Below are 26,429 nucleotides of genomic sequence, written 5' to 3'. Positions count from 1 at the left end.
TAGCAAGGGAATCCCGATGACGTCACCGACCATCCGCCACACCTTTTTCTGCATCGACGGCCACACGGCGGGCAATCCCGTCCGGCTGGTGGCGGGCGGCGCGCCGCTGTTGCGCGGGTCCAGCATGGCGGAGCGGCGGCTGGATTTCCTCGAACGGTTCGACTGGATCCGCACCGGGCTGTGTTTCGAGCCGCGTGGGCATGACATGATGTCGGGGGGCTTCCTCTATCCGCCCTGCGAGGCCGACAGCGATGCGGCGATCCTGTTCATCGAGACGAGCGGGTGCCTGCCGATGTGCGGGCATGGCACGATCGGCATGATCACCTTCGGCCTGGAGCACGGGCTCATTACCCCGCGCGTGCCCGGCAAGCTGAAGGTCGAGGTGCCTGCCGGGACCATCCATATCGAATATGAGAAGGAAGGGGCGAAGGTCACCGCTGTCCGCATCCGCAACGTCCCCGCCTATCTGGCGGCGGAGGGGATCGCGATCGACGTGCCGGGCTTCGGTCCGCTGACACTGGATGTCGCCTATGGCGGCAATTACTACGCCATTGTCGAGCCGCAGGGGGCCTATACCGGGCTGGACGATCTGGGCGCGTCGCGGCTGGTGGAACTGAGCCGCACGATCCGCGAGCTGGTGCGCGAGAAGTTCGAGCCCGTGCATCCGCTCGAACCCTCGATCCGGGGGGTCAGCCATGTGCTCTGGGCGGACAAGCCCTCCGCCGAGGATGCCGATGGGCGCAACGCGGTCTTCTATGGCGAACGGGCGATCGACCGTAGCCCCTGCGGCACCGGCACCTCGGCGCGGCTGGCGCATCTGACGGCGAAGGGCCGCTTGAGCATCGGGGACCGCTTCGTCCATGAAAGCTATATCCGCAGCCGCTTCGTCGGCCGGGTCGAGGAAGCGACCGAACTCGGCGGCCAGGCGGCGATCGTGCCGTCGATCCAGGGCTCGGCGGTGGCGACGGGCTTCAACACCATCTGGATCGACCGCGAAGACCCGTTCTGGGCTGGGTTCACCGTGGTGTGATCGCCGCCTGTAAGTGACGACTCCACCCCGGCAAAGGCCGGGGTGGTAGGATAGAAGCGGATCAGCCCAGATCGTCGATCGCGGGCTGTGGCTCGGTGAACCAGGCCGCGCCCGTCTCGGTGACGTGGAAATGATCCTCCAGGCGGACGCCGAAGCGATCGGGCACCACGATCATCGGTTCGTTGGAAAAGCACATGCCCGGCGTCAGCGGCGTCTTGTCGCCGCGTACCAGATAGGCGGGCTCGTGGATCGACAGGCCGATGCCATGGCCGGTGCGGTGCGGCAGGCCGGGCAGGCGGTAGTCCGGGCCCAGCCCCGCCCGCTCCAGCACGGCGCGCGCGGCGTAATCGACCGCCTCGCACGGCTCGCCCGGCCGGACGGCGGCGAAGGCGGCGGCCTGGGCTTCCTTCTCGATATCCCAGATGCGGCGGACTTCGTCGCCGACATCGCCGAACGCATAGGTGCGGGTGATGTCGCTGTGATAGCCGTCGATCAGCGTCCCGGTATCGACCAGCACCACATCCCCCTCCCGAAGCACGTCGTCCTGCGGCAATCCGTGCGGGAAGGCAGTGGAGCGGCCGAACTGAACCGCGCAGAAATAATTGCCGGTCGAGGCGCCCAGCGCACGGTGCGCGGCGTCGATGAAGCGGATGACCTCCGAGGCGCGGATGCCCTCATGCAGGATGCGCGCGGCGCGGCGATGCACCTCCAGCGTCATCTCCATCGCCTGTTTCATCAGGGCGATTTCGGCGGGCGACTTGATCATGCGGCAGCCATCGACGACCGGCCCGGCATCGACCAGCGCGACGCCCGGCGCGGCGGCGCGGATACGCTCGACGAACAGGAACGCCATCGCGGGATCGATCGCCAGCGTGCGTGCGCCCGACGCCTTGAGGGCGTCGGCGACCAGCGCGGAGGGGCTTTCATCCTCTTCCCACAGCCGGATGTCGGTGGCGGGAATGGACAGGCTCGCCTCGAACGAGCCCAGTTCAAAGCCGGGGCAGATGAAGATCGGATCGCCCGCGATCGGCAGAAGCATCCCCACCAGCCGCTCGGTCGCGCCCCAGGCGACGCCGGTGAAATAGCGGAGCGACGCGCCCGCGCCGATCAGCAGCGCGTCCGCCCCCATCTGCGCCATGAGTTCGCGCGCGCGGGTCAGCCGCCGCGCGCGTTCCTCCGACGTGATGACGGGGGCGGGGTTCGCCCAGGGCGACAGGCTCGCCAACTCGCGTTCCGCCGTCGATCCGCCGATCATTCCTGCCATGCTATTCGCTCCGTTTCGTATACGGTTTTGCGTGTAGCGTGGCTTGTCGCGCGGCGCCAGCCTGGGGCCGTGGCTTACGACCCGCCGTACATCGCCATCGCATCGCGCCGGAAGGACGCGCCGCTGTCCGTGCGGCTGTAGAACATGTGACCGCCCGGATAGACGTTCAGATGGACCCGTTGCGCCACACCGTAGCTCGGCATCTGGTCGACGATCAGCCGCGATGCGAAATAGGGGCAGGACAGGTCGTCCCAGCCATGGACGATCATCACCTTCATCTTCGGGTCGTTGGCGATCGCCTTGCGCAGGTCGGTGACGGGGGTGTCGTCGGGCTTGCCGCGATCCCAGGCGGCGTTCACCTCATAGGACAGTGCGTGATAGCGGGCGTCGGTCTTCCAACCCACCTCGCGGGTGACGAAGTCGACCATCGCGCTGGTCGTCGGCGCGATCAGCGAGTCGAGCAGCGGGTCGTTGGACCGCTGCTGCGACGACCAGGGGAAGGGGTCGAAGGCGGTGACGTTCGAATCGTAGATGCTGCCGATCGTCGCATCGTTGCGGTGGATTTCGCGCAGATAGGTGCGGGTATCGACCCGCCCGCCCAGCTTGCGGACCAGCGCGGGGTCGAGCCCGGTCAGTTCCGACACGCGCGTCACCAGCCGGTCGACCGCCTGGGTGTCCGACCGCCCGCGCATCAGATCGCGCAGGTAATCGCCGCGCGCATAGGCCTCGACGCCGGCCATGGCTTCGGCGTTCAGCCTGCCCTGCCGCTCCAGTTGCGCCGCCGCCATCGAGGGCAGGTCGATCATCCACGGCAGCGGCGACAGCGCCGTCGCATCGTCGCCCGAAGCCGGGTCGAGATAGGGCGACACCATGACCAGTCCGTTCACCCCGACGCCGATCTGCGACTGGAGTTCATAGGCGATGCGCGGCGCGCGGTAGCCGCCATAGCTTTCGCCCATCACATATTTGGGTGAGCGCAACCGGCCTTCCTTGACCAGCCAGTCATAGACGACCTTGGACAGATATTTGATGTCGGGGTCGTTGGCGTAGAAGGCCTTCTTCGTCTCCGCCTCGTCGACCAGGCTGCGGCTGAAGCCGGTGCCGATCGGATCGATGAAGACCAGATCGGTGAAGTCCAGCCAGCTATTGGGATTGTCGGTCGCGATCGGCGCGTCGGAGGGCACATCGCCCTGCGCACCGAACGGCACCCGCTTGGGCCCCACCGCACCCATGTTGAGATAGACCGAGGACGCGCCCGGCCCGCCGTTGAACGCGAAGGTCACGGGGCGCCGCACATCGCCGCCAGGCACGGTATAGGCGGTATAGACGACCTGCCCGATCTCCTTGCCCTTGTCGTCGCGGACCGGAATCTTGCCGATCGTCGCCTTGTAGCTGATGAGCTTGCCGCCGATCCGTGCGGTCTGATTGATCGTCTTGTCGTCGGGCAAGGGCGGGCGCTTGGCCTCGTCATCCTTCTTCTCGGTGGCGGTCGTCTTGGTTTCGGTCTTCTCCGCCTTTTGCGCGAGGGCCGGGGTCGTACCGGCGGCGAGCAGCAACAGGGCGGACAGGTGCAGGGTCTTCGACAAGGTGGAACGTCTCCAGGCGTAGAATGTGATACTGTATCACATGGAGCGTTCGAGATGTGCAATCCCCGCGCTCCGGCCGGGATCATGGGCGATTGTCGTACGTTACCGCAAGCCCGGCTCCCAACGCCGCCCCTCGAAACCGGCCGCCCCGCTTCCTATCTCGCCTCTGGCATTTCTCCCGGAACAGAAGTAGAACCCGCTCTATGCTGACCAAGATTTCCGTCCGCGGCGCGCGCGAGCATAACCTCAAGGATGTCGATATCGACATTCCCCGTGACACGCTGACGGTGATCACCGGCCTGTCCGGCTCGGGCAAGTCTTCGCTGGCGTTCGACACCATCTATGCCGAGGGGCAGCGCCGCTATGTCGAGTCGCTGTCGGCCTATGCACGCCAGTTCCTGGAGATGATGCAGAAGCCGGACGTCGACCATATCGAGGGGTTATCGCCCGCCATCTCGATCGAGCAGAAGACGACCAGCCGCAATCCGCGCTCGACCGTCGCGACCGTCACCGAGATCTACGACTATATGCGCCTGCTCTGGGCGCGGGTCGGTATTCCCTATAGCCCCGCCACCGGCGAGCCGATCGCCGCGCAGACGGTCAGCCAGATGGTCGACCGGGTGATGACGCTGCCCGAAGGCACGCGCCTCTATCTGCTCGCGCCCGTCGTGCGTGGTCGCAAGGGCGAATACCGCAAGGAAATGGCCGAGTGGCAGAAGGCGGGCTTCACCCGCGTCCGCATCGACGGCCAGCTTTACGAGATCGACGAGGCGCCCGCGCTCGACAAGAAGTTCAAGCATGACATCGAGGTGGTGGTCGACCGCCTGGTCGTGCGCGAGGATATCGCGACGCGTCTGGCCGACAGTTTCGAGACCGCGCTGAAGCTGGCGGACGGCCTCGCCTATGTCGATCCCGCCGATCCGGTCGAGCCGCACACGCCCAAGTCGGCGGTGTTGGGTGACAATGCGCCCGATGGCCGGATCGTGTTCTCCGAGAAATTCGCCTGTCCGATTTCCGGCTTCACCATTTCGGAGATCGAGCCGCGCCTCTTCTCGTTCAACGCGCCGCAGGGGGCCTGCCCGGCCTGTGACGGCCTGGGCGAGAAGCTGATCTTCGACGAGGATCTGGTCGTCCCCAATCACGACCTGTCGATCAAGAAGGGCGCGGTCGTGCCCTGGGCCAAGTCCAACCCGCCCAGCCCCTATTATATGCAGGTGCTGGGGAGTCTGGCGCGTGAGTTCGGTTTCTCGCTGGAGACGCCGTGGAAGGATCTGGACGAGAAGGTCCGCGACGTGATCCTCTACGGGACCAAGGGCAAGGCGGTGACGCTGACCTTCGTCGACGGCAAGAAGTCCTATGACGTCAAGAAGCCGTTCGAGGGCGTGATCGGCAATCTCAACCGCCGGATGCTCCAGACCGAGAGCGCCTGGATGCGCGAGGAACTGGCCAACTATCAGTCGTCGCAGCCCTGCGAAGTCTGTCACGGCGCGCGGTTGAAGCCCGAGGCGCTGGCGGTCAAGATCGCGATGCGGGACATCTCCTATGCGACGCGCCTGTCGGTGGTCGATGCGCTGGCCTTCTTCACCGGGCTTCCCGAGCATCTGACCGACCAGCAGCGGGCGATCGCCGGACCGATCCTGAAGGAGATTGTCGAGCGGCTGGGCTTCCTGAACAATGTCGGGCTCGATTACCTCAATCTCGACCGGACCAGCGGCACGCTATCGGGTGGCGAGAGCCAGCGGATCCGGCTGGCGTCGCAGATCGGGTCGGGGCTGTCGGGCGTGCTCTATGTGCTCGATGAACCGTCGATCGGGCTTCACCAGCGCGACAATGACATGTTGCTCGCGACGCTGCGGCGGTTGCGCGACCTGGGCAATACGGTGTTGGTCGTAGAGCATGACGAGGATGCGATCCGCACCGCCGATTATGTCATCGACATGGGGCCGGGCGCGGGCGTGCATGGCGGCCAGATCGTCGCGCATGGCACGCTCAAGCAGTTGCTCAAGTCCAAGACCAGCCTCACCGCAGATTATCTGAACGGCACGCGCGAGATCGCGGTCCCGGCCAAGCGCCGCAAGGGATCGGGCAAGAAGCTGACCGTGCACAAGGCGACCGCCAACAATCTTCAGGGCGTGACCGCGAGCATTCCGCTGGGCACCTTCACCTGCATCACCGGCGTATCGGGATCGGGCAAGTCGAGCTTCACCATCGACACGCTCTATGCCGCCGCGGCGCGCACGCTGAACGGCGCGCGCATCCTGGCGGGCAAGCATGAGAAGATCACCGGGCTCGAACATCTCGACAAGGTCATCGATATCGACCAGTCGCCGATCGGTCGCACCCCGCGATCGAACCCGGCGACCTATACCGGCGCGTTCACGCAGATTCGCGACTGGTTCGCCGGGCTCCCCGAGGCGCAGGCGCGCGGCTACAAGCCCGGACGTTTCTCGTTCAACGTCAAGGGCGGTCGATGCGAGGCGTGCCAGGGCGACGGGGTGCTCAAGATCGAGATGCACTTCCTGCCCGACGTCTATGTCACCTGCGACGTCTGCCACGGCGCGCGCTACAATCGCGAGACGCTGGAGGTGAAGTTCAAGGGTCATTCGATCGCCGATGTGCTCGACATGACGGTCGAGGACGCGGCGGAATTCTTCCAGGCGGTGCCGCCGATCCGCGACAAGATGGCGATGCTGGTCGAGGTGGGGCTCGGCTACGTCAAGGTCGGGCAGCAGGCGACCACATTGTCGGGCGGCGAGGCGCAGCGGGTGAAGCTGGCCAAGGAGCTGTCGCGCCGGGCGACGGGCAACACGCTCTACATTCTCGACGAGCCGACCACGGGCCTGCATTTCGAGGACGTCCGCAAGCTGCTCGAAGTGCTCCACGCGCTGGTCGAGCAGGGCAATACGGTGGTGGTGATCGAGCATAATCTCGACGTCATCAAGACCGCCGACTGGATCGTCGATCTCGGTCCCGAGGGCGGCGTCAAGGGCGGTGAGATCGTCGCGGTCGGTACCCCCGAAGTGGTCGCGGCCGAACCGCGCAGCTTTACGGGCAAGTATCTGAAGCCGCTGCTCGACAAGCGGCAGGCGCAGGCGGCGGAATAGGGGGGATCATTCCCCGTGAGGGGCGTTGATCGCCCGCAGGTCTGACGAAGGGGCTCCCGGCGGGCAGGGTTTGCCTTGTCGCCGGGGATGGTCCTGGAATCCCAGGGGTTTTTCGCCACTCTTGGCGTGCGGCCTGTTCAGCCGATATCCCGTCGCCCGATCCATGTCGTTGCGCCAGCATAAACTCGATTAACATATCGCAACCTTTGGCGTTGCGAAGCGATTGAGCCCGCATGACCCATGAAGGGAGGATGCGATGCGCGTACTGACACTTGGCCTGATTACCGCCGCGACGCTGGTTTCCGGTTGCTCGACTTACGACAATGGCGGGTTCGGCGGCCCCCGCTATGCCTATGACTATAATCGGCCCGATCCGGCTTATGGCGGCTATTATGCCGACCGTTATTATGTCGATAACCGCCGCTATCGCGAACGCCGCCTGGGCAGCAACGATCGCGTCTATGTCGGCCAGGACGGTCGTTACTATTGCCGTCGCAACGACGGCACCACCGGCCTGATCGTCGGCGGCATCGCGGGCGGTGCGCTGGGCGCGGCGATCACGTCGGGCGGGTCGCAGACGCTGGGCACGCTGCTCGGCGCGGCTGGTGGCGCGCTGGCAGGCCGTGCGATCGAACGGGACAATGTCCGCTGCCGTTGAGGCGGGCGACCTGATCGTTCAAGCGTGATGGAAGGCCGGTCGATCATTCCCGCTGCGGGGGATGATCGACCGGCCTTTTCCTTGCATCGCCCCGTTCTTCGAAGATGAACGAGGTCATTGAACTTGCGACACTTGGCGACAGTTTAGCCCTATCCCTGCGATGGCTCTGCGATGGTCGCCACCCATATTCCCCATCGGGCCAGTATTTGCCCGCCTTGTTATGGGAGTAACAATCATGAAGGCCATGATCCTCGCGACCCTGGGGTTCGCCACCATCGCCGTTCCCACGGTCGCCGATGCGCAGCGCTGGACCCCGATCGCCCAGCGCCAGGGACAGTTGAATGCCCGGATCGACCAGGGCATCCGTTCGGGCGCGCTCAACCGGCGCGAGGCGGATCGGCTGCGCGGACAGTTGCGCCAGCTCGACCGGCTGGAGGATCGCTATCGCCGTTCCGGCGGCGGGCTGAGCCTGTCCGAACGCCGCGACCTCGACCAGCGCTACGCGGTGCTGAGCCGCCAGGTCCGCTTCGAGAAGCACGATCGCAACCATCGGCGCTGACCGCATGACGCCGCGCCCGGTCCTGCCGGGCGCGGTCAGTCGGGTCGCCGGATGGGGCGGCCACTGTCCTTCCACTTGTCGAGTATCTCGCCCGAGTGCTTCCATCGGTCGTTGATGATCGTGTCATCGGCTTCGACAGCCTTGGGAAGGGAAGCAGTCCCGCCGATCGGTGATGCGCTGGTGACCGCCACCGGCGCGACGGGCGGGGCCACGACCTGCCCTGTCGGGAGCGGCGGCACGGCCAGCGCTGGCGGCATCGGCGGAAGCGCCCCGGTTTCGACAGCGCGGGAGGATGCCGATGGCGCAGGTGGCAGGATGGGCAGGATTTCGCCACCCGCATAGGCCCGGTTCATTGCCGCGGCGCTGCCCCAATAGCCCTTCCAGCGATGGAAGAGGTGTGCGCCCACCATATCGGTCATCACCATCGCCCGGTTCCAGGCCGGGGTGACCGCGAATGTGTGATAATGGGTCGCAAGGCCGACAGGCGCATAGACGCCCCCCGACAGGGCAGCCGCCGCGATCCGCGCGGCCCGGGTCCAGCCCGCGATGGAGGGCGGTCGCGACAGCGCGCCGTCACAGACGAAGCTGAACTGGCAGCGTGCCCGCTCGACGCCCTGATAGACGACGCCGCAGACACTGGCCGGAAAGGCGGGGTGACGGGCGCGGTTCAGCACCACCTGCGCGACCGCGCGCTCGCCGTCGATGCCTTCGCCGTTCGCCTCATAATAGATGGCGGCGGTCAGGCACTGCATGGCGCGCGCGCGGTCGATCGCCGTGGCGGGGCCCCAGCGGAATGGGCGGGCGGGCACGACCCCGCTGTCGGTGATGACCGCGCCCGGCGGAATGGGCAGCGCGGGCAAATCCACCGTGCCGGTGCTGCCATCCCCGGCGGCCATGATTCCGGGGGAGGGGACGGCCACGGGCGCGACCTTCCTGGCCGGGGCGGGTGAGATCGGTGCGATCGGTCCGCCCCGCCGCCATTCGGCCCGCGCGGCCAGTACCAGGCCGCAGGCGAGCATCAGGCCCAGCATCGCCAGCCAGCCCTGCACCATCCGCCTTACTGTCCGCCTGGCCACCCGCAACGCGCGATCGCTCCTTGCCTTATTCCTTGTTCCTCCGCCTTTTACCGTCGGCGGGGTTAAGGAATTCGCGCACCCATCAGGGGGGCGGGTGGCGTGCGCACCATATGGTTCAGCGCAGCCTGACCGAATCCAGATCGACCGAGGCGGCGGGGATCACCTCGACATTAGGATGCGCCTGCCGCAGCGCGGGCAGGAATTGCCTGGCATCGCCGACCACGATGATGCTCGCCGCGCCGGGATCGAGCAGCGCGGCGGACGCGGACTGCACCGCCGCCGGATCGACCGCCTGGACACGCGGGATATAGCGGGTCAACTCGTCCAGCGGCACGCCGTTGAGCGTATAGTTCGCCAGGATATCCGCGATGCCGTCGGTCGTCTCGATCGTCCGGCCGAAGCCGCCGATCAGCACCGCCTGCCGCGTCGCCAGTTCCTCGGGCGGCACGGGGGCGGCGCCGAGCTTGCGCATCTCGTCCTCGATCAACCCGACGACTTCGGCGGCCGTCGAATTTTTGGTCTGGGTGCGCGCGGAGATCAGGCCGATATCGCGTCCGGTGAGGACCGAACTGGCCGCGCCATAGGCCAGGCCCCGCTTGATGCGAATCTCTTGGTTCAGCCGCGACGAGAAGCCGCCGCCCAGGATCGTGTTGGCGACTGCCAGCGGATAAAAGCGATCATCGGCACGGCGGATGCCGGAGCGCGCGACGACGACGCCCGCCTGACCGGCATCGGGCATGTCGACCACGATGACTCGGGGCGCGGGGAAGGGGGGCTCGGGGGATCGCGGCGTCGCCTCCGCCCCGGTTCCGGTCACGCGCCAGCCGCCCAGATGACGCTCCGCCAGCATTCTGGCCTGGGCCGGGGTGACGTCGCCGACGAGAAGCAAGGTCGCCTGGCCGGGCTTCCAGCTCCGCGCATAGGCGGCGGTCAGGTCGGCACGGGTCAGTGACTTGAGCGAGCGGACCGTGCCCGATGCGGGCTGGCCATAGGCCCGGTCACCATAGACCACGCGGTCGGCGACCATGCCCGACAATTGCGCCGGGTTCTTCATCGCAACGTTCAGGCCGTCGATCGTCTGGGCGCGGGCGCGATCGATTTCCGCCTGGGCGAAGGCGGGGTGGGTGGCGACATCGGCCAGGATCGTCATCGCGGTATCGGCCTGTGCCGACGGCACCGTCAGGTCGACGCTGGCGCCGTCATCGCCCGCGCTGCTGGAGATGGAGCCGCCCAGGCTTTCGACCGCGCGCGCGATTTCGGTCGCGGAGCGGGTCTGGGTGCCCTTGGTCATCAGATCGGCCGACAGGCTGCTCGCGCCCGCCTTGCCCACCGGATCGGTCGCCGAACCGCCGAGTGCGACCAGCGAGGCGGTGACCAGCGGCAGGTCGTGCCGCTCCACCGTCACCACGCGCAGGCCGTTGGGGAGCGTGGCGACCACCGGCTGCGGCAAAGTCGGGGCGATCGGCGTGCCGGGGGCCGGGGGCAGCACGCGCTGTCCCTCCGGCGCGGGTGTCGCGACCGCGATGTCGGCCGGCGGGGTGAGCGCCGACATACGGACGGTCGGCGCGAGCGTGATCGGGCTGTCGGCCGCGCCCGCAGGCCGATCCTCGACCGGCAGATAGCGGATGGTCGCGCTCTGCCGGTCGTTCAGATAGGCGCGCGCGACGCGCTGGATATCGGCGGCGGTCACGCCCTGGATCGCGGCGACCTGGCGGTCGGCCGCGGTGGGATCGCCATCGACGATGACGCTGTTGGCGATGATGCTCGCCTTGCCCTCGGCGGTTTCGCGCTGCTTGAGCGCGGAGGTCAGCAGTTCGTTCTTCGCCTCGGCCAGTTCGGCGGCGCTGACCGGCGCATCGCGCAGGCGGGCGATTTCCTTCTTGAGCGCGGATTCGCCTTCGGCCGCCGGCCTGCCGCTGGCCATCATCGCATAGGCGACGAGATTGCCGGTCGATTGCTTGGTGTCGAGCATCGTCCCGGCGGACTGCGCCAACTGGTCGCGATAGACCAGATCCTCATAGAGGCGCGAGCTTTCGCCCGAGGACAGGATGGCGTTGAGCACCGTCAGCGCGGGCATGTCGGCGCTGCGCTCGGGCGGGATGTGATAGCTGATCAGGACGGCCGGAAGCGGCGTGTTGGGTTCATAGACGGTGCGTGACACCGCCTGGGTGCGCGGCGGCTCGACGACGGTGACGCGCGGTATCGGGATAGTCGGCCGCCTGATCCCGGCGAAATACTGGTCGACCCAGCGATCGAGCTGCGCCGGGTCGAAATTGCCGGAGACCACCAGCACCGCATTGTCGGGCCGGTAATAGGTGGCGTGGAAGGCACGGACATCGTCGATGCCTGCCGACTCCAGTTCCTCCAGGCTGCCGATGCCCGGCCGCGCATAGGGGTGCGTGGTATAGGCCAGCTTGGGGTAATAGATGGAGAACAGCTTGCCATAGGGCTGGGCAAGGGTGCGCTGGCGCAGTTCCTCCTTCACCACGTCGCGTTCGCTGGCGAAGCTCTTGGGCTCGACCACCAGCGAGGCCATCCGGTCCGCCTCGGCGAAGAGCAGGCGTTGCAGATGGTTGGCGGGCACCACCTCGAAATAATTGGTATAGTCGTCGGCGGTGGAGGCGTTGTTATAGCCGCCGACATCCTCGGTCAGGCGATCCATCTGTTCGGGAACGAGGTTGCGCGTCGCCTTGAACATCAGATGCTCGAACATGTGCGCAAAGCCCGAGCGGCCCTTGGGATCGTCCTTCGACCCGACATCATACCAGACCTGGACCGAGACATTGGGCGTCGTCGTGTCGCGAATGGCATAGACGCGCAGGCCGTTGGGCAAGGTGCGCGTCGTGAAATCGATCGGCTTCACGCTTTCCGTGCGCGCGCCCGGAGCGGGGGGCGGCGAGCCCTGTGCCCCGGCCAGCGTAGGGAGGGCGGCAACGCCGAGCAGAAGCGCGGCACGGAAAAGGCGCATGAAAACCCTCTTTGCTGGAAACGGATTATTTGGACTTGTTACGCGTGCCGTAGAGCACCGCCGCCGCGATCGCGGCCGAGCCGATGCCGACGCCCAGACCGATCCTGCCCAGCGGCCAGTTGCGCGTCCTGTCCTTCACCGAGGCCGCGGTGGCTTCGGCGGCGGCGACGGCATGGTCCTTGGCCTCCTTGGCGGCGGCGAGGATCTCGTTGGGGGCGTCTTCGATATGATCGGTCATGTTACTCTCCTACTCGACCAGATTAGGCCCCGGCAGCGTAGCGCGCCCGGAAGTCGTCCGCAAAGGCCGTCAGGCGTCCCTCTGCGATCGCCGCACGCAGATCGGCCATCATCTGCTGGTAGAACCAGATATTATGCTCGGTCATCAGCATCGCGCCCAGGATCTCGCCCGCGCGGACGAGATGGTGGAGATAGGCGCGGCTCCAGGTCGAACACACCGGACAGCCACAGGCGGGATCGAGCGGCCCCTGATCCTCGGCGAAGCGCGCATTGCGGATGTTGATCGGGCCGGAGCGGGTGAAGGCCTGCCCCGTCCGTCCCGAACGCGTCGGCAGTACGCAGTCGAACATGTCGACCCCGCGCTCCACGGCACCCACGATGTCGGTCGGCTTGCCCACGCCCATCAGATAGCGTGGCTTGCTGGCAGGAAGCTGACCCGGCGCGAAGTCGAGGCAGCCGAACATCGCCTCCTGCCCCTCGCCGACCGCGAGGCCGCCGATCGCATAGCCGTCAAAGCCGATGTCGATCAGCGCATCGGCCGAGCTCTTGCGGAATCCTTCGTCCAGCGCGCCCTGCTGGATGCCGAAGATCGCATTGTCCTCGGCATGTTGCCCCCCGGCGTCGAACGCGTCGCGGCTGCGCTTGGCCCAGCGCATCGAACGTTCCATCGCGGCGGCCTGCACCTCGCGGGTCGAGGTGGTCGGGACCAGTTCGTCGAACGCCATGACGATGTTGGAGCCGAGCAGCCGCTGGATTTCGATCGAGCGTTCGGGGCTGAGCAGATGGCGGGTGCCGTCGAGATGGCTCTTGAACGCCACCCCGTCCTCGGAACGCTTGGTCAGTTCCGCCAGGCTCATCACCTGATAGCCGCCCGAGTCGGTCAGGATCGGCCGGTCCCAGCCCATGAAGCCGTGCAGGCCACCCAGCCGGTCGACCCGCTCCGCGCCGGGGCGCAGCATCAGGTGATAGGTATTGCCCAGGATGATGTCCGCGCCGCTCGCGCGCACATCCCCGGGCTTCATCGCCTTGACGGTGGCGGCGGTGCCGACGGGCATGAAGGCGGGGGTGCGGATTTCCCCCCGCTTCATGGTGATGGTGCCGTTGCGGGCGCGGCCGTCGGTGGCGTGGATGGCGAAATCGAAGCGGGCGGTCATTTTCTGTCTCGGGGCGCGAGCGGGCCGGTCGGGCCATTGGCGTCGGCGGGAATGGTGCGGATGGTCAGCGCCTCGGCGCGGCTGATCGCGCCGTCATGGTCGCGGTCGAAGCGCGAGAAGAGGCGCGAGAAATGCGCCTGAAGCTCGGCCAGGGTGATGCGGTTGTCGCTGTCCCTGTCCACGTCGAACGGGCTGGGCAGCGCATTGCGGTCGCCCAGCCAGCGCTCGGCCCAGTCGGCGAACTGGAGATAGCCGATCGACCCCTGATGCGTGATGTCGATCGCGTCATAGGAGCGCTTCACGCCCGCTTCCATTTCGGCGCGGGTCGTCTTGCCGTCGCCATCGCTGTCGAGCGTCGCGATCATCATCGCGACGGGTTCGACCACCATGGTTGCGGGCGTCTGTGCGAAGGGCTTTGGCCGGGCGGTGACGACGACCGTATTGTCGGCGCCCTGATCGGCGGGCGTCGCCGCCGCCTGCATCATCGACAGCAGCGCCAACAGGATCATGCGCGCGGCCCCGGCAGCAGCAGCGAGGCGTCGCCATAGCTGTAGAAGCGATAGCCCTGCGCGATCGCATGGGCATAGCCCGCCTGCATCCGGTCCAGCCCCATCAGCGCCGACACCAGCATGAACAGGGTGGAGCGCGGCAGGTGGAAGTTGGTCATCAGCCCGTCGATGCCGCGAAAGCGATAGCCCGGTGTGATGAAGATCGCCGTATCGCCCTCAAACGGCCGGATCACGCCATCCTCGCCCGCCGCGCTCTCGATCAGGCGCAGCGAGGTGGTGCCGACCGCGATCACCCGGCCGCCGCGTGCCTTGACCGCGTTCAGCCGGTCGGCGGTGGCGGTGTCGATTCGACCCCATTCGGCGTGCATCTTGTGATCGACCGTATCCTCCGCCTTGACCGGCAGGAAGGTGCCCGCGCCGACATGCAGCGTCAGCGTGGCATGTTCGATCCCCGCCGCCGCCAGCGCCTTCAGCAGGCCGGGCGTGAAGTGCAGCGCCGCCGTGGGCGCGGCGACCGCGCCGGGTTCGTTGGCGAACATCGTCTGATAGTCTTCGGCGTCCTGTTCGGTCACGCCGCGCTTCTGCGCGATATAGGGGGGCAGGGGCATGGTGCCCGCCCGCTCCAGCAGCAGTTCGACCGGCTCGTCGCCATCAAAGTCCAGCGCGAAGCTGCCATCCTCCGCGCGATCGCGCGCGGTCGCGGTGACGCCCGCGCCGAAGTCGATCGCATCGCCCTCGTGCAGGCGCTTGGCGTTGCGGATGAAGGCGCGCCAGCGGCGGGTCCCCTCGCGCTTGTGCAGCGTCGCGCCGATCTTCGCCTCGCCCCGCATCCCCTGCAACTGGGCGGGGATGACGCGGGTGTCGTTGAAGACCAGCAGGTCACCGGCCCGCAACGCGGCGGGCAGGTCGCTCACCCGCTCGTCGCGGGTGGCGTCACCATCGAGGACCAGCATCCGCGCCGAATCACGCGGAACGGCGGGATAGAGCGCGATCCGCTCGGGCGGCAGCGCGAAATCAAAGAGATCGACGTTCACTTGGTGGCCGTTGCCGCCTTCTTGGTCGGGGCCGCCTTGGGGGCGGGGCGTCGCGCCGGAGCGGCCTTCGCCGCGGCGGGCCTGGTCGGGGCCGCACCCGGCAGGGTCACCGGCGCGCCCAGATCGGGCGCCGCGACGGGCGCGGGGGGCACATAGGCCGGGGGATTGTCGGCGGCGATATAGGCGTGGACGATCTTGCTGGGATTCTGCGGCGGCTCGCCTCGCTCGATCCGGTCGACCCACTGCATCCCGTCGATCACCCGGCCGAACACGGTATATTTCTTGTCGAGCGCGAAGCGCGGCTGGAAGACGATATAGAACTGGCTGTTGGCGCTGTTGGGATCTTCCGCCCGCGCCGCCGCTACCGATCCGCGCACATGCGGCAGATAGTTGAACTCGGAGGGCACGTTGGGCAGGTCGGAACCGCCCGTGCCGTCGCCCTTGGGATCGCCGCCCTGCGCCATGAAGCCGTCGATCACCCGGTGGAAGGTCAGCCCGTCATAGAAATGGCGGCGGGTCAGCGTCTTGATGCGCTCGACCATCTTGGGCGACACATCGGGACGCAGCCAGATGGTCACGCGCCCGCCGGTCGACAGGTCGAGCAGCCACAGATTCTCCTTGTCGGTGATCGGCGGCGGCGTCGGGCGGCCGGTGACGTTATCCTCCAGCACCTGGGCGACCTTGGCGGGCGACTGGATCTTGGACTGGGGATTCGCCTGTGCCGGAACGGCGACCAGGCTGGCCATCATCATGGCAAGAGCGGCGAAAACGCGCATCACATCTCTACGACAAGGAAAGGAATGGAGGGGCTGTAGAGCAAATCGCCCCTTGCGCCAATCTGAACCTGTAACGGCCCGCCAATCCTCTCCCTTGGAACAAGGGGCGACGTTACGACCCCTTGCGCCCGGTCGCCTCGACCCGCCGGACCACATCGGCGCAGACGGCCGGGGTCACGAACTTGCTGATGTTGCCGCCATAGATGGCGATTTCCTTGACCAGGCGGCTGGCGATGGGTTGCAGCGCGACATCGGCCATCAGGAAGACGGTTTCGACGCGCGGATTGATCTGCTGGTTCATCCCCGCCATCTGATATTCATATTCGAAGTCGGCGACGGCGCGCAGGCCCCGGACGATCACCTTCGCCCCCTCGCGTTCGGCAAAGTCCATCAACAGCGAATCGAAGGCGACGACATGAATCTCGCCCGCCACATCGGCGACCTCGCGGCGGACCATCTCCATCCGCTCGTCCAGTGTGAACATGGGCGATTTGGACGGGTTGGTCGTCACCCCGATGACCAGCCGGTCGACCAGCTTCGCGCCGCGCCGGATGATATCCATATGGCCCAGCGTCACGGGATCGAACGTGCCGGGATAGACGCCGATCCGGGTCATCGGTCGCGCTCCACGACATAGGCGGCGATGGCGCGCAGCAGATCGGCCTCGGGCCCATAATCGCGCAGATGTTCGACCGCCTGATCGACCAGCATCCGGCATTGCGCGCGCGCGCGATCGACGCCGAGCAGGCTGAGGAAGGTCGCCTTGCCCGCATCCTCGTCCTTGCGCAGCTTCTTGCCCGCCACGGCCTCGTCCCCCTCGGCATCGAGCAGGTCGTCGGCGATCTGGAAGGCCAGGCCCAGATCATGGGCATAGCCGCGCAGATGGGTACGACCCTCGGGCGGCACGCGGCCCAGGATCGCACCCGCTTCCACGGCGGCGCAGATCAGCGCGCCGGTCTTCATCTGCTGAAGCCGGGTGACGGTGGCGAGGTCGAAGCTCTGGCGTTCGGCCTCCAGGTCCATCATCTGGCCGCCCGCCATGCCGCTCGGCCCCGATGCGCGGGCGAGGTCGAGGATCAGTTCGGAGCGGACGAAGGGATCGGCATGGGTCGCCGGATCGGCCAGGATCTCGAAGGCCAGCGCATGGAGGCAGTCGCCCGCCAGGATCGCGGTCGCCTCGTCAAAGGCCTTGTGGACGGTCGGCTTGCCGCGCCGCATGTCGTCATCGTCCATCGCGGGCAGATCGTCATGGATCAGCGAATAGACATGGATCGCCTCCAACGCGGTCGCGACCCAGCCCGCACAGTCGCGATCAACCTGGAACAGATGCGCCGTGGCGAAGACCAGAAGCGGGCGCAGCCGCTTGCCGCCGCCGATCGCGGCATGGCGCATCGCGGCATAGAGCGAGTCGCGCGGATCGCGTGGATCGGCGAGCACCTGGGCAAAGCGGCGGTCGATGTCCTCGGCGACTTCGGTCAGCGCGTCGGACAGCGGAACGGCGGTCAGCGTCACGCCTCAGCCCGCCTGGAAGGGGCGCGTGCCGACGGCCTTGCCCTCGGCATCCAGACGGATCGCCTCGATCCGGGCCTGCGCCGCGTCGAGCCGCTCCGCGCAGCGCTGACGCAGACGGTCGCCGCGTTCGTACAGGCGAATCGATTCGTCGAGTGTCGCCTCGCCGCTTTCCAGTCGGCCGACGATCCTCTCCAGTTCCTTGAGGGCGTCCTCGAACGTCAGTTCTTCGATGGGCGTATCCATGTCGCCGCTATGCGGCACATGCCGCATAGGCGCAAGCGGCCCCGCACAATCCTTTGGCGCGCTTCAGCGAAGCCGCTCGACGGTCCAGGTGTACAGGAACGAGACACCGAACAGGCCCAGGTCGACCGCCGCCTGCAAGCGCCGCGGCGAACGGTCCGCCATGTCATGGGTGATCAGGCGAATATCCGCGGTCGGATGGCGACAGGCCAGCGCCATCAGCGCCAGCATCCCCAGTGCCATCATGATCCGCCGTTCGCGCAAGCGCCTGTCTCCCCGCGCCATATCTACGGCGGGGCGAGGGTGTCGGCAAGAGGGCGGCGGTGGCGGGCACGGCGGGCAGCGCGACACCCCAGCAGGCGCGGTCCCGCCCGGCATTCTTGGCGGCGAAAAGCGCCTGGTCCGCTTCGCGGTACAGGTTGCTCCAATCCGCCTCGTCCCGGACCGGCCCGGTGCACAGGCCCAGGCTGGCGGTCACCCGCCACCCGGACGGATAGGCCCCCTCGCGCAGGCGGGCGAGAAGCTGTTCGGCATCGGGCGCGCGGGCGGCATCGGAGAGCAGCGCGAATTCCTCGCCGCCGATGCGCGCGATCAGCATGTCGGGGCCGAGCGTGTCGGTCAGGGCGATGGCGAATAGGCGCAGCACCTCGTCGCCGACGTCGTGGCCCAGCGTGTCGTTGATCCGCTTGAAATGATCGATATCGGCCAGGATCAGGGTCTGCAGCCCGCTGCGCCCGACCGCCTGGTCCAGAAAGGCCCGTCGATTGTAGAGCCCGGTCAGCGGATCGGTATCGGCCAGTCGCCGCGCGACTCGCTCATCGGCGCGTGCCAGATCGCGCTCCCGGCTGAGCAGATAGATGCGATAGGCCACGCCCAGGCTGGCGATCAGCGCTTCGGCCCCCATCGACAGGACGGTCGACTGGTCGATCCAGGGCCGCCAGGCGATCAGATGCGCGGCGTTCAGCACGCGCAGCATGGCGAGCGCGATCGGCGTGCCCCAGGCGATCGCGAAGGCCCAGAGGAAATTGCTGCGCATCCGCCACGCGCGGACGAGCACGACGACGAGGAACACCAGCAGCACGGCAAAGCCCGCGACCACGATCGCGTCGAGCGTTCGGATCCACAAGGGCGCGAGCAGCGCGAAGGCGAGGTTGGGAATGGCGATCAGGGCAAAGACGATCAATGCCAGCCGGTCGAGCCATCCGCGAAACACCGCGCGTTCGAAGAAATAGCGGGCGAACACCACGATGGTCAGCGCGACACCGGCCAGCATGATCGCGTTCCAGCGATGCCGTTCATTGTTGTCGAGCCAGGGCAGCCATTGCCCGATCAGCCCCGAGGAACACAGCGCATAGCCGGTGATGAAGAAGAGCAGCAGGCAATAGACCGGCTGCAAGGGCTGGCGCAGCGCGGGCCAGAGCGCGAGATTGTAGATGCCCAGTGCCACCACCATACCCATGATGATGCCGTAGATCAGGCTCAGCGAGGATTCGAGCATCAGCGCTTCGGCATAACGCTCGATCCGCGCACCGCGCACGACGCCCCGCATATTGGCCGCGCCATGCGCCTCCCACAGGATGCGGACCGGCCGGGCGTCCTCGCGTGGCAGCGGCACCGTGATCATCGCACCGAGCAGAAGATAGGGAGAGGTGGTCGCACTGGTAAAGGCGACGCGCCGCACACGGCCATCGCCATAGAGGATATGGAGCGTCGTCGCGTCCTGCCACGTGCTGGCGAAGCTGACGCTCAACGGATCCTGCGGATCGCCCGCCACCCGCGGCAAATCCCGTGAGATCACCCAGAAGTCACCGCTGCCGTATCGGGACTGATCGTCCGCACAGTCGAATTGGCCGGGCGACGCCAGAAGGGCATCGGCGGTCTGGCCCGCCCGCATCGGCAGAATGCAGGTCTGCACTGGCTCGCCCACCTGCGCGCGTGCCGGGGTGAACGGCCATGAGGCCGTCCAGACCGCGAGGAGCAGCACAAGCAATCTGATCGGACCCACCCCACCCATGAAGTTCATGTGTCTGCAAAAGGCCGAAAAAACGGTTAAGCTTAACCGAATGCGCGGCATCTGCAATCGGCTTTGCAACACAAGAGCCTCGACATGCCGCCGCGCGGGCTTTGGCAACAAGGAAAAAGGGCCGGGTGTCGCCACCCGGCCCCCTTGGGCAATGGTCAGGACCGCTGCGATCAGTTGGCGTCGACCGCCGCAGGCTTGCCGCCCTTCTTGCGCGGCTTCTTGGGAGCGGCCGGTTCGATCGCGAAGGACAGCGCCCCATCCTTCATCTTCACCGTCACCTCGCCGCCATGGACCAGCTTGCCGAACAGCAGTTCCTCGGCCAGCGGCTGCTTGATTTTCTCCTGGATCAGGCGGCCCATCGGACGCGCGCCGTACAGGCGGTCATAGCCCTTTTCGGTGAGCCAGCTCTTCGCCGCCTCGTCCAGGCTGATATGGACGTTACGGTCGGCGAGCTGGAGTTCGAGCTGGAGGATGAACTTGTCCACCACCCGCGCCACGACTTCCGGCGGCAGATAGCCGAAGGGCACGATCGCATCCAGGCGGTTGCGGAATTCCGGCGTGAACATCTTCTGCACGGCCTGCTCATCCTCGCCCTCGCGGGTGAGGTTGCCGAACCCGACCGTCTCGCGCGCCATGTCGGCGGCGCCCGCATTGGTCGTCATGATGATGATCGTGTTGCGGAAATCGACCGTCTTGCCGTGGTGATCGGTCAGCTTCCCATTGTCCATCACCTGCAACAGGATGTTGAACAGATCGGGATGCGCCTTCTCGATCTCGTCGAGCAACAGCACCGAATGCGGGTTCTGGTCGACCGCATCGGTCAGCAGGCCGCCCTGATCATAGCCGACATAGCCCGGAGGGGCACCGATCAGGCGGCTGACCGAATGACGCTCCATATATTCGGACATGTCGAACCGCTGGAGCGGAATGCCCAGGATCGTCGCCAACTGCCGCGCGACCTCGGTCTTGCCGACGCCGGTGGGCCCGGTGAACAGATAGTTGCCGATCGGCTTGTCGGGATCGCGCAGCCCCGCCCGGCTCAGCTTGATCGCGGAGGACAGGTTCTCGATCGCGGCATTCTGCCCGAACACGACGCGCTTGAGATCGGTCTCCAGCGTTTCGAGCTGCTGGCGATCGTTGGTCGACACGCTCTTCGGCGGGATGCGCGCCATGGTGGCGATCACCGCCTCGATCTCCTTGGGCGTGATCGTCTTCTTGCGCTTGCTGACCGGCACCAGCATCTGCATCGCGCCGACCTCGTCGATCACGTCGATCGCTTTGTCGGGCAGCTTGCGGTCGTTGATGTAGCGTGCCGACAGCTCCACCGCCGACTTGATCGCGTCGGGCGTGTATTTGACCTGGTGATGGTCCTCGAATGCCGAGCGCAGACCCGCCAGGATCTTGATCGTGTCCTCGATGGTCGGCTCGTTCACGTCGATCTTCTGGAACCGGCGCAGCAGGGCGCGGTCCTTCTCGAAGTGGTTGCGGAACTCCTTGTACGTCGTCGAGCCGATGCAGCGGATCGTGCCGCCCGACAAAGCGGGCTTGAGCAGGTTCGACGCATCCATCGCCCCGCCGCTGGTCGCACCAGCGCCGATGACGGTGTGGATCTCGTCGATGAACAGCACCGCGTGGGGCAGCTTCTCCAGCTCGTTGACGACGGCCTTCAGCCGTTCCTCGAAATCACCGCGGTAACGGGTGCCCGCCAGCAGCGCGCCCATGTCGAGCGAGTAGATCACGGCGTTTAGCAGGACTTCGGGGACGTCGCCCTCGACGATCTTGCGGGCCAGGCCTTCCGCGATCGCGGTCTTGCCGACGCCGGGATCGCCGACATAGAGCGGATTGTTCTTCGACCGGCGACAGAGGATCTGGACGGTACGGTCCACCTCGGGCCCGCGCCCGATCAGCGGATCGACCTTGCCCGCCTTGGCCTTTTCGTTGAGGTCGACCGTGAACTGCTTGAGCGCGCTCTCGCCCTTGCCCTTTTCGGCGGGCTTGGAGGGCTTTTCCTCCTCGGCGCCCTTGGGCGGGGTGGATTCGCTGGTCGCGCCGCCCTTGCCGACGCCGTGGCTGATGAAGCTGACTGCGTCCAGGCGGCTCATATCCTGCTGCTGCAGGAAATAGACGGCATAGGATTCGCGTTCGGAGAACAGCGCGACCAGCACGTTCGCGCCGGTCACTTCGTCGCGGCCCGACGACTGGACGTGCAAGATCGCGCGCTGGACGACGCGCTGGAACCCGCTGGTGGGGGAGGGGTCGGTCGCGGCCTCGACCTTCAAGGCGTCGAGTTCGGCGTCGAGATACTGGGCGACCGTGGCCTTCAGTTCGCCCAGGTCGACATGGCATGCCTCCATGACCTTGGAGGCATGTTCGTCGTCGATCAGCGCGAGCAGGAGGTGCTCCAGCGTGGCATATTCGTGGCGCCGCACGGTCGCGGCTTCCAGCGCCTTGTGAAGCGTGGTCTCGAGCGCGGGGGCGAAAGATGGCATCTACGATACTCCTTCCGAGGCGCATGGGACGCGCACCTCGTTTCGACCAATGTCGGGACGGTGGGGCCCGGCATCAAGCCGGTGTAACGCACGGCTACTGAACAAAGCGTATCGGGCGGATGATGACGCCCGGAAGGACAGGCAAGAGGCGCGGTCCCGCCCGGCCGATCCGCAGGCGTTCACCGCTTGAACAGCGCGTCGGCGCTGGCCCGGTCGAGCGAGGCGCGCTCCATATGGCGGCGGGTCCGGGCAATCTCCTGCTCCAGCACCGCGATCCGCGTCTCCAGCTCGGCCAGCGAGAGCGGGTCGAGATCGGCCTGGACCAGCATGGCTAGGCTGTCGGGGATGCGGATCGGAGAATCGTCCTGTTCCATATCGGGATGCAGCGTTGACCCGGTGGCCGCCGATGTCAATAACGGTATGGAGAGAGCCAGCGGATGGGGGAGCGGCAAGTCGGTGCACGCGCAGAGTGATGGGACGGGGATCGCCGATCTTCCCGAAATGATGACCGCGATCGACCCCGAGGATGCAGGCGGTCCCGAGATCCTGGTCCCGACCCGGCGGCCCACGCCGCATCCCGGCGAGGGCGAGGTCCTGATCCGTGTCGCGGCCGCCGGCGTGAACCGGCCGGACGTGATGCAGCGCCAGGGCCTTTACCCCCCGCCGCCCGGCGCGCCCTCCATTCCGGGACTGGAGATTGCGGGAGAGATCGTCGCGATCGGTCCGGGCGTGGGGCCGGAAATGGCGGGTCAGCCGGTCTGCGCGCTGATCGCGGGCGGCGGCTATGCCGAATATGCGGTTGCGGTCGCCGAACATTGCCTGCCCGTTCCCATCGGCCTGTCGATGGTCCAGGCGGCGGCGATCCCCGAAACGCTGTTCACCGTGTGGACCAATGTGTTCGAGCGCGCCTATGCCCGTGATGGCGAGACGCTGCTGGTCCATGGCGGGACCAGCGGCATCGGCACCATGGCGATCGGCCTGGGCAAGCTGTTCGGGCTGACCGTGATCGTCACCGCCGGTTCGGACGAGAAATGCGCGGCCGCCGAAACGCTCGGCGCGGCCAGGGCGATCAACTATCGTTCGACCGATTTCGTCGAGGCGGTTCGGGACTTCACCCAGGGCAGGGGCGTCGACATCGTGCTCGACATGGTGGGCGGCGATTATGTCCCGCGCAACCTGAAATGCCTGGCCGAGGAAGGGCGCCATGTCTCGATCGCGGTCCAGCGCGGCGCCAAGGCCGAGATCCCGCTATGGGAGGTGATGCGTCGCCGCCTGGTCCTGACCGGATCGACCCTGCGGGGTCGTGATCGGGAGTTCAAGGCGATGGTCGCGGATGAACTGGCCCGGATCGTCTGGCCGCATATCGAGGAGGGGCGTCTTCGTCCCGTCATCGATCGCAGCTTCCCGCTATCCCAGGCCGCCGAGGCGCATCGCCGGATGGAAGAGGGCGGCCATGTCGGCAAGATCGTGCTGACCATCGACGAATAAGGGACGAGCGCGCGTAGCATCGGGGCATCTGTAAGCGCTTGGGGGGCTTGATCCGCGGTCCCAAGGCTGCGACGGAGCAAATGCCCGGATCGGCCGTTTTCCGGGCGAGGATGGGCGGGGAGCGTTGATGGTGCAGCAGAGTGGCCGACCATGGCCGAAATGCGGGGCTCTGGTCCTGGCGCTGGCGGTCGGCGCCGTCGCGGGGGTGCCGGTACAGGCGCAATCCGCGCGCGACATCCTGACCCAGGCGTCGTTCAGCGACAGTGACGAAGCCACCGCGTTGCGCCGGGTGTCGGCGGCCTATGCGGTGGCGGGCAATAGCTTGAGGCAGGCGCCCGACGATCATGAGGCGTTGCTGATGCGCGCCACCGCGCTCGGCTACCGTGCCAAGCTGACCGGCAATCGCGGCGATGCGATGGCAGCGCGGCGTCAGTTCGAGGCGCTGATCGCCCAGAACCCGCACGATGCCGAGGCGCAGCTGGCGCTGGGGGCCTGGCATATCGGCGCGGTCAAGAAGCTGGGCTCGATCGTCGCGCGGGCGGCGCTGGGGGCGCAGCGTGGCCTCGGGCTGGCCGCGCTCGACCGGGCGATCGCGATCGGCGGCGACCGCGCGTTGTTTCCGGGACTGGCGGCGCTGCTGCGGCTGGAACTGGACCCGCGCGATCCCCGTGGGCGGGCATTGGCGGAGGCGGCGGTGCGCGGCGGGGCGGCGACCCCGCTCGACCGGATCATCCAGCGGGCCGCGGCGGCGGTGCTGACGCCGGTGCGCGCGGGCGATGCGACGGGCACGCGCAAGCTCGCCTCGCAACTGTTGCCGTTCGGGCGATTCGACGGCGAGACGTGATTCGACTCGGCGCTGGACGATCCGGCCCCGGCGCTCTATGGGGCAGGGGTCAGGCCAGTCTGTATCGCCGCACCTTGCTCTTGGGGACGGCTCGCATTAGATTTGCCGCTGCTACGGCCGCTCCGATGAGGGGCGGCCCTTTTATTTTCCGACTGGAGTGATCCCCGTGGCCCAGCCGCTCATGCCCCATGCGACCGCTTCCTGGCTGGTCGACAATACGTCGCTCTCGTTCGAGCAGATCGCGGATTTCTGCGGCCTTCATATCCTCGAAGTCCAGGCGATCGCCGACGACACGGCGGCGACCAAGCTGACCGGCCGCGATCCCGTCCGCGCGCATGAACTGGCGCAGACCGAGATCGAGAAGGCGCAGGCCGATCCCGATTATCGCATGAAGATGATCAAGGGGCCGGAGCAGGTCCGCCGCACCAAGGGGCCGCGCTACACGCCGGTCAGCAAGCGGCAGGACAAGCCGGACGGCATCGCCTGGATCATCCGCAACCACCCCGAAATCTCGGACGGCGCGATCTCCAACCTGATCGGCACCACCCGCACGACCATCGCGGCGATCCGCGACCGCAGTCACTGGAACATCGCCAATATCACGCCGAAGGACCCGGTGACGCTGGGCCTGACCACCCAGCGCGAGCTGGACTCGGCGGTGGCCAAGGCGGCCAAGGCGACCGGCGGCAATGCCGAGGCGCAGCCGACCGACACCCGTCTGGAGGGCGACCGTGAAGCCCTGCTCGCCTCGCTTCGGGCCGAGCGCGAGCAGCAGAGCCGCGATATCGACTCGATCGGGCATGGCGACGACATCATCGATCCGCACTCGCTGTTCCGCAGCTGATCGCGGGATTTCGGTCTGCAGATACCAAAGGGCGTCCGCCGGCAAGGCGGGCGCCCTTTTTCGTGATGGGGAACGGCGGCGATCCTATCCCGTTGAATGGGGCAGGAGATCATCCATGCCTGACGACGACAAGCGTCCGCCCCAGCCCTTCGATCGCGACAGCGGTTATTCGGGCCAGGACTATCATCGCGACGACGAGCATGCGCTCGGCCGGGCTGAGCCGTCCGGTCGGGCCGAGCCGTCCGGTCGGGTGACCACCGCCGCACCATCACAGCGCGAAGGGAATGCCGGAACGGCGTTGCCCGACGACAATGGCCGTCGCGCGTCGATCGATCCGAAGACGGGCGAAGTCCATGGCAGCGGGGCAGGGGCCGGTGGCGGTCATCGGGGAGACGAGATCGATGAGGTGGATCCCGCAACGCCGCCGGGTGTGGGCAGACGTCCGGTCAACTGACCCCGAATCCCTTCCCCTTCAGGGGAGGACAGCACAGGAGCGCGTTCCCCGCAGAGGCGGTGTGGCCGTTCCGGCGATGTCGAGAAAAGTGGCAGGAGTGCACGGACTCGAACCGTGGGCCCTCGGTTTTGGAGACCGATGCTCTACCAACTGAGCTACACTCCTGCGAGGCGGCCGCCATTAGCCCGGCTGATCGGGCAGGGCAAGCGTCTGATTTGCGAAAATCGCAAAGTTTCTCGGCGACGGCCATTTTCCTGCTTCCCGCCCGCCCCCAGTTTCCGCCCGACCCCAGTTTTAGCCTGACATTGACCCGACCTGCCTTCGCGCGTATAGGCCGCCGCTGCACGAAGGGGATTTCTCGGGAATCGGGACATGTCCGTCGGGCAAGCTTGAACATTGCTGGATGCGAATATGGGCCGGGCGAAAGCTGCGATGGCCCCTTTTTGTATTCCTAAGTGCTGTGATGGCTCCAGCAAAGTAACCTCATGGAAAGGTGAAGGCTTCAATGCCGACGATCAACCAGCTGGTCCGCAAGGGCCGCGAACTGCAGAAGGCCAAGTCCAAGGTCCCTGCAATGGAG

General features: G+C 66.8%; 23 protein-coding genes, 1 tRNA gene and 1 pseudogene. 9 read left to right on the top strand and 16 right to left on the bottom strand.

Going from position 1 to position 26,429, the window contains the following annotated elements; translation table 11 throughout:
• The first annotated feature begins 16 nt into the window (after positions 1-16).
• Positions 17-1,030, top strand: coding sequence for a 4-hydroxyproline epimerase (locus ABDV78_RS05855; protein ID WP_343526368.1), 1,014 nt, complete (start codon positions 17-19; stop codon positions 1,028-1,030).
• Between the two features lie 61 nt (positions 1,031-1,091).
• Here ABDV78_RS05855 and ABDV78_RS05850 read toward each other — a convergent pair whose 3' ends face one another.
• A complete protein-coding gene (locus ABDV78_RS05850) occupies positions 1,092-2,294 on the bottom strand; it encodes a Xaa-Pro peptidase family protein (RefSeq protein ID WP_343526366.1) in 1,203 nt (400 codons plus the stop codon).
• Positions 2,295-2,368: 74 nt separating this feature from the next.
• A complete protein-coding gene (locus ABDV78_RS05845) occupies positions 2,369-3,880 on the bottom strand; it encodes a peptidase S10 (RefSeq protein ID WP_343526364.1) in 1,512 nt (503 codons plus the stop codon).
• A gap of 203 nt (positions 3,881-4,083) precedes the next feature.
• Here ABDV78_RS05845 and uvrA point away from each other — a divergent pair, with 203 nt between their 5' ends.
• From uvrA to ABDV78_RS05830, 3 genes are all read left to right on the top strand, one after another.
• Entirely contained in the window at positions 4,084-6,984 is a 2,901-nt protein-coding gene (gene uvrA / locus ABDV78_RS05840) for an excinuclease ABC subunit UvrA (RefSeq protein ID WP_343526361.1), read from the top strand.
• A 256-nt stretch (positions 6,985-7,240) separates the two neighbouring features.
• On the top strand, positions 7,241-7,642 hold the full coding sequence (locus ABDV78_RS05835) for a glycine zipper 2TM domain-containing protein (RefSeq protein WP_343526360.1): 402 nt from the start codon (positions 7,241-7,243) through the stop codon (positions 7,640-7,642).
• Positions 7,643-7,877: 235 nt separating this feature from the next.
• A complete protein-coding gene (locus ABDV78_RS05830) occupies positions 7,878-8,201 on the top strand; it encodes a hypothetical protein (RefSeq protein WP_343526359.1) in 324 nt (107 codons plus the stop codon).
• Between the two features lie 35 nt (positions 8,202-8,236).
• Here the strand turns inward: ABDV78_RS05830 and ABDV78_RS05825 are convergent, their stop codons facing one another.
• The 13 genes from ABDV78_RS05825 to ABDV78_RS05765 all read right to left on the bottom strand — a co-directional run bounded on the left by ABDV78_RS05825 (position 8,237) and on the right by ABDV78_RS05765 (position 22,593).
• The gene (locus tag ABDV78_RS05825) at positions 8,237-9,253 is read right to left on the bottom strand and encodes a cell wall hydrolase (RefSeq protein WP_343526357.1); all 1,017 of its coding nucleotides are present in this window, start codon (positions 9,251-9,253) and stop codon (positions 8,237-8,239) included.
• A gap of 139 nt (positions 9,254-9,392) precedes the next feature.
• Positions 9,393-12,245 carry a pitrilysin family protein gene (locus tag ABDV78_RS05820; RefSeq protein WP_343526355.1) on the bottom strand — a complete coding sequence of 951 codons (2,853 nt, stop codon included), beginning with the start codon at positions 12,243-12,245 and terminating at the stop codon, positions 9,393-9,395.
• Positions 12,246-12,270: 25 nt separating this feature from the next.
• Positions 12,271-12,483 carry a hypothetical protein gene (locus tag ABDV78_RS05815; RefSeq protein WP_343526354.1) on the bottom strand — a complete coding sequence of 71 codons (213 nt, stop codon included), beginning with the start codon at positions 12,481-12,483 and terminating at the stop codon, positions 12,271-12,273.
• A 22-nt stretch (positions 12,484-12,505) separates the two neighbouring features.
• Positions 12,506-13,636: a tRNA guanosine(34) transglycosylase Tgt gene (gene tgt / locus ABDV78_RS05810; RefSeq protein ID WP_343526352.1), complete on the bottom strand. Its 1,131-nt coding sequence runs from the start codon at positions 13,634-13,636 to the stop codon at positions 12,506-12,508.
• The gene (locus ABDV78_RS05805; RefSeq protein ID WP_343526350.1) at positions 13,633-14,145 is read right to left on the bottom strand and encodes an EF-hand domain-containing protein; all 513 of its coding nucleotides are present in this window, start codon (positions 14,143-14,145) and stop codon (positions 13,633-13,635) included. Before ABDV78_RS05805 ends, tgt begins: the two co-directional genes overlap by 4 nt.
• Positions 14,142-15,179, bottom strand: coding sequence for a tRNA preQ1(34) S-adenosylmethionine ribosyltransferase-isomerase QueA (gene queA, locus ABDV78_RS05800; protein WP_343526348.1), 1,038 nt, complete (start codon positions 15,177-15,179; stop codon positions 14,142-14,144). The genes ABDV78_RS05805 and queA overlap by 4 nt, the downstream gene beginning before the upstream one ends.
• On the bottom strand, positions 15,176-15,928 hold the full coding sequence (locus ABDV78_RS05795; protein ID WP_343526480.1) for a peptidylprolyl isomerase: 753 nt from the start codon (positions 15,926-15,928) through the stop codon (positions 15,176-15,178). The genes queA and ABDV78_RS05795 overlap by 4 nt, the downstream gene beginning before the upstream one ends.
• Before the next feature lie 139 nt (positions 15,929-16,067).
• Positions 16,068-16,571, bottom strand: coding sequence for a pantetheine-phosphate adenylyltransferase (gene coaD, locus ABDV78_RS05790; RefSeq protein WP_343526346.1), 504 nt, complete (start codon positions 16,569-16,571; stop codon positions 16,068-16,070).
• Positions 16,568-17,467 (bottom strand): polyprenyl synthetase family protein, encoded by a 900-nt coding sequence (locus ABDV78_RS05785; RefSeq protein WP_343526345.1) that lies wholly within the window; start codon positions 17,465-17,467, stop codon positions 16,568-16,570. The genes coaD and ABDV78_RS05785 overlap by 4 nt, the downstream gene beginning before the upstream one ends.
• 3 nt (positions 17,468-17,470) lie before the next feature.
• A complete protein-coding gene (locus ABDV78_RS05780; RefSeq protein ID WP_343526344.1) occupies positions 17,471-17,710 on the bottom strand; it encodes an exodeoxyribonuclease VII small subunit in 240 nt (79 codons plus the stop codon).
• Positions 17,711-17,873: 163 nt separating this feature from the next.
• Positions 17,874-19,691, bottom strand: a complete 1,818-nt coding sequence (locus tag ABDV78_RS05775; protein WP_343526478.1) for a diguanylate cyclase — start codon at positions 19,689-19,691, stop codon at positions 17,874-17,876.
• A 209-nt stretch (positions 19,692-19,900) separates the two neighbouring features.
• Positions 19,901-22,219, bottom strand: coding sequence for an ATP-dependent Clp protease ATP-binding subunit ClpA (clpA, locus tag ABDV78_RS05770; RefSeq protein ID WP_343526341.1), 2,319 nt, complete (start codon positions 22,217-22,219; stop codon positions 19,901-19,903).
• A gap of 179 nt (positions 22,220-22,398) precedes the next feature.
• On the bottom strand, positions 22,399-22,593 hold the full coding sequence (locus ABDV78_RS05765; protein ID WP_343526338.1) for a DUF1192 domain-containing protein: 195 nt from the start codon (positions 22,591-22,593) through the stop codon (positions 22,399-22,401).
• A gap of 130 nt (positions 22,594-22,723) precedes the next feature.
• Between ABDV78_RS05765 and ABDV78_RS05760 the strand changes: the two genes are divergently transcribed.
• From ABDV78_RS05760 to ABDV78_RS05745, 4 genes are all read left to right on the top strand, one after another.
• Positions 22,724-23,707 carry an NAD(P)H-quinone oxidoreductase gene (locus ABDV78_RS05760; protein WP_343526476.1) on the top strand — a complete coding sequence of 328 codons (984 nt, stop codon included), beginning with the start codon at positions 22,724-22,726 and terminating at the stop codon, positions 23,705-23,707.
• A gap of 127 nt (positions 23,708-23,834) precedes the next feature.
• Positions 23,835-24,551, top strand: a complete 717-nt coding sequence (locus ABDV78_RS05755) for a hypothetical protein (RefSeq protein ID WP_343526336.1) — start codon at positions 23,835-23,837, stop codon at positions 24,549-24,551.
• A 166-nt stretch (positions 24,552-24,717) separates the two neighbouring features.
• Positions 24,718-25,395, top strand: a complete 678-nt coding sequence (locus tag ABDV78_RS05750) for a DUF1013 domain-containing protein (RefSeq protein ID WP_343526335.1) — start codon at positions 24,718-24,720, stop codon at positions 25,393-25,395.
• 115 nt (positions 25,396-25,510) lie between these two features.
• Positions 25,511-25,849, top strand: coding sequence for a hypothetical protein (locus tag ABDV78_RS05745; protein ID WP_343526333.1), 339 nt, complete (start codon positions 25,511-25,513; stop codon positions 25,847-25,849).
• Between the two features lie 89 nt (positions 25,850-25,938).
• On the opposite strand, the gene ABDV78_RS05740 is transcribed toward ABDV78_RS05745, so the two are convergent.
• Positions 25,939-26,014 (bottom strand) — tRNA-Trp (locus tag ABDV78_RS05740).
• Between the two features lie 340 nt (positions 26,015-26,354).
• On the opposite strand from ABDV78_RS05740, the pseudogene rpsL reads away from it, so the two are divergent.
• A pseudogene (gene rpsL, locus ABDV78_RS05735) lies at positions 26,355-26,429 on the top strand (30S ribosomal protein S12); the annotation flags it as partial.

The sequence above is a fragment of the Sphingomonas sp. genome (assembly GCF_039594485.1).
GTDB lineage: Bacteria > Pseudomonadota > Alphaproteobacteria > Sphingomonadales > Sphingomonadaceae > Sphingomonas.
This window is presented reverse-complemented; position numbering and strand designations above follow the sequence as displayed.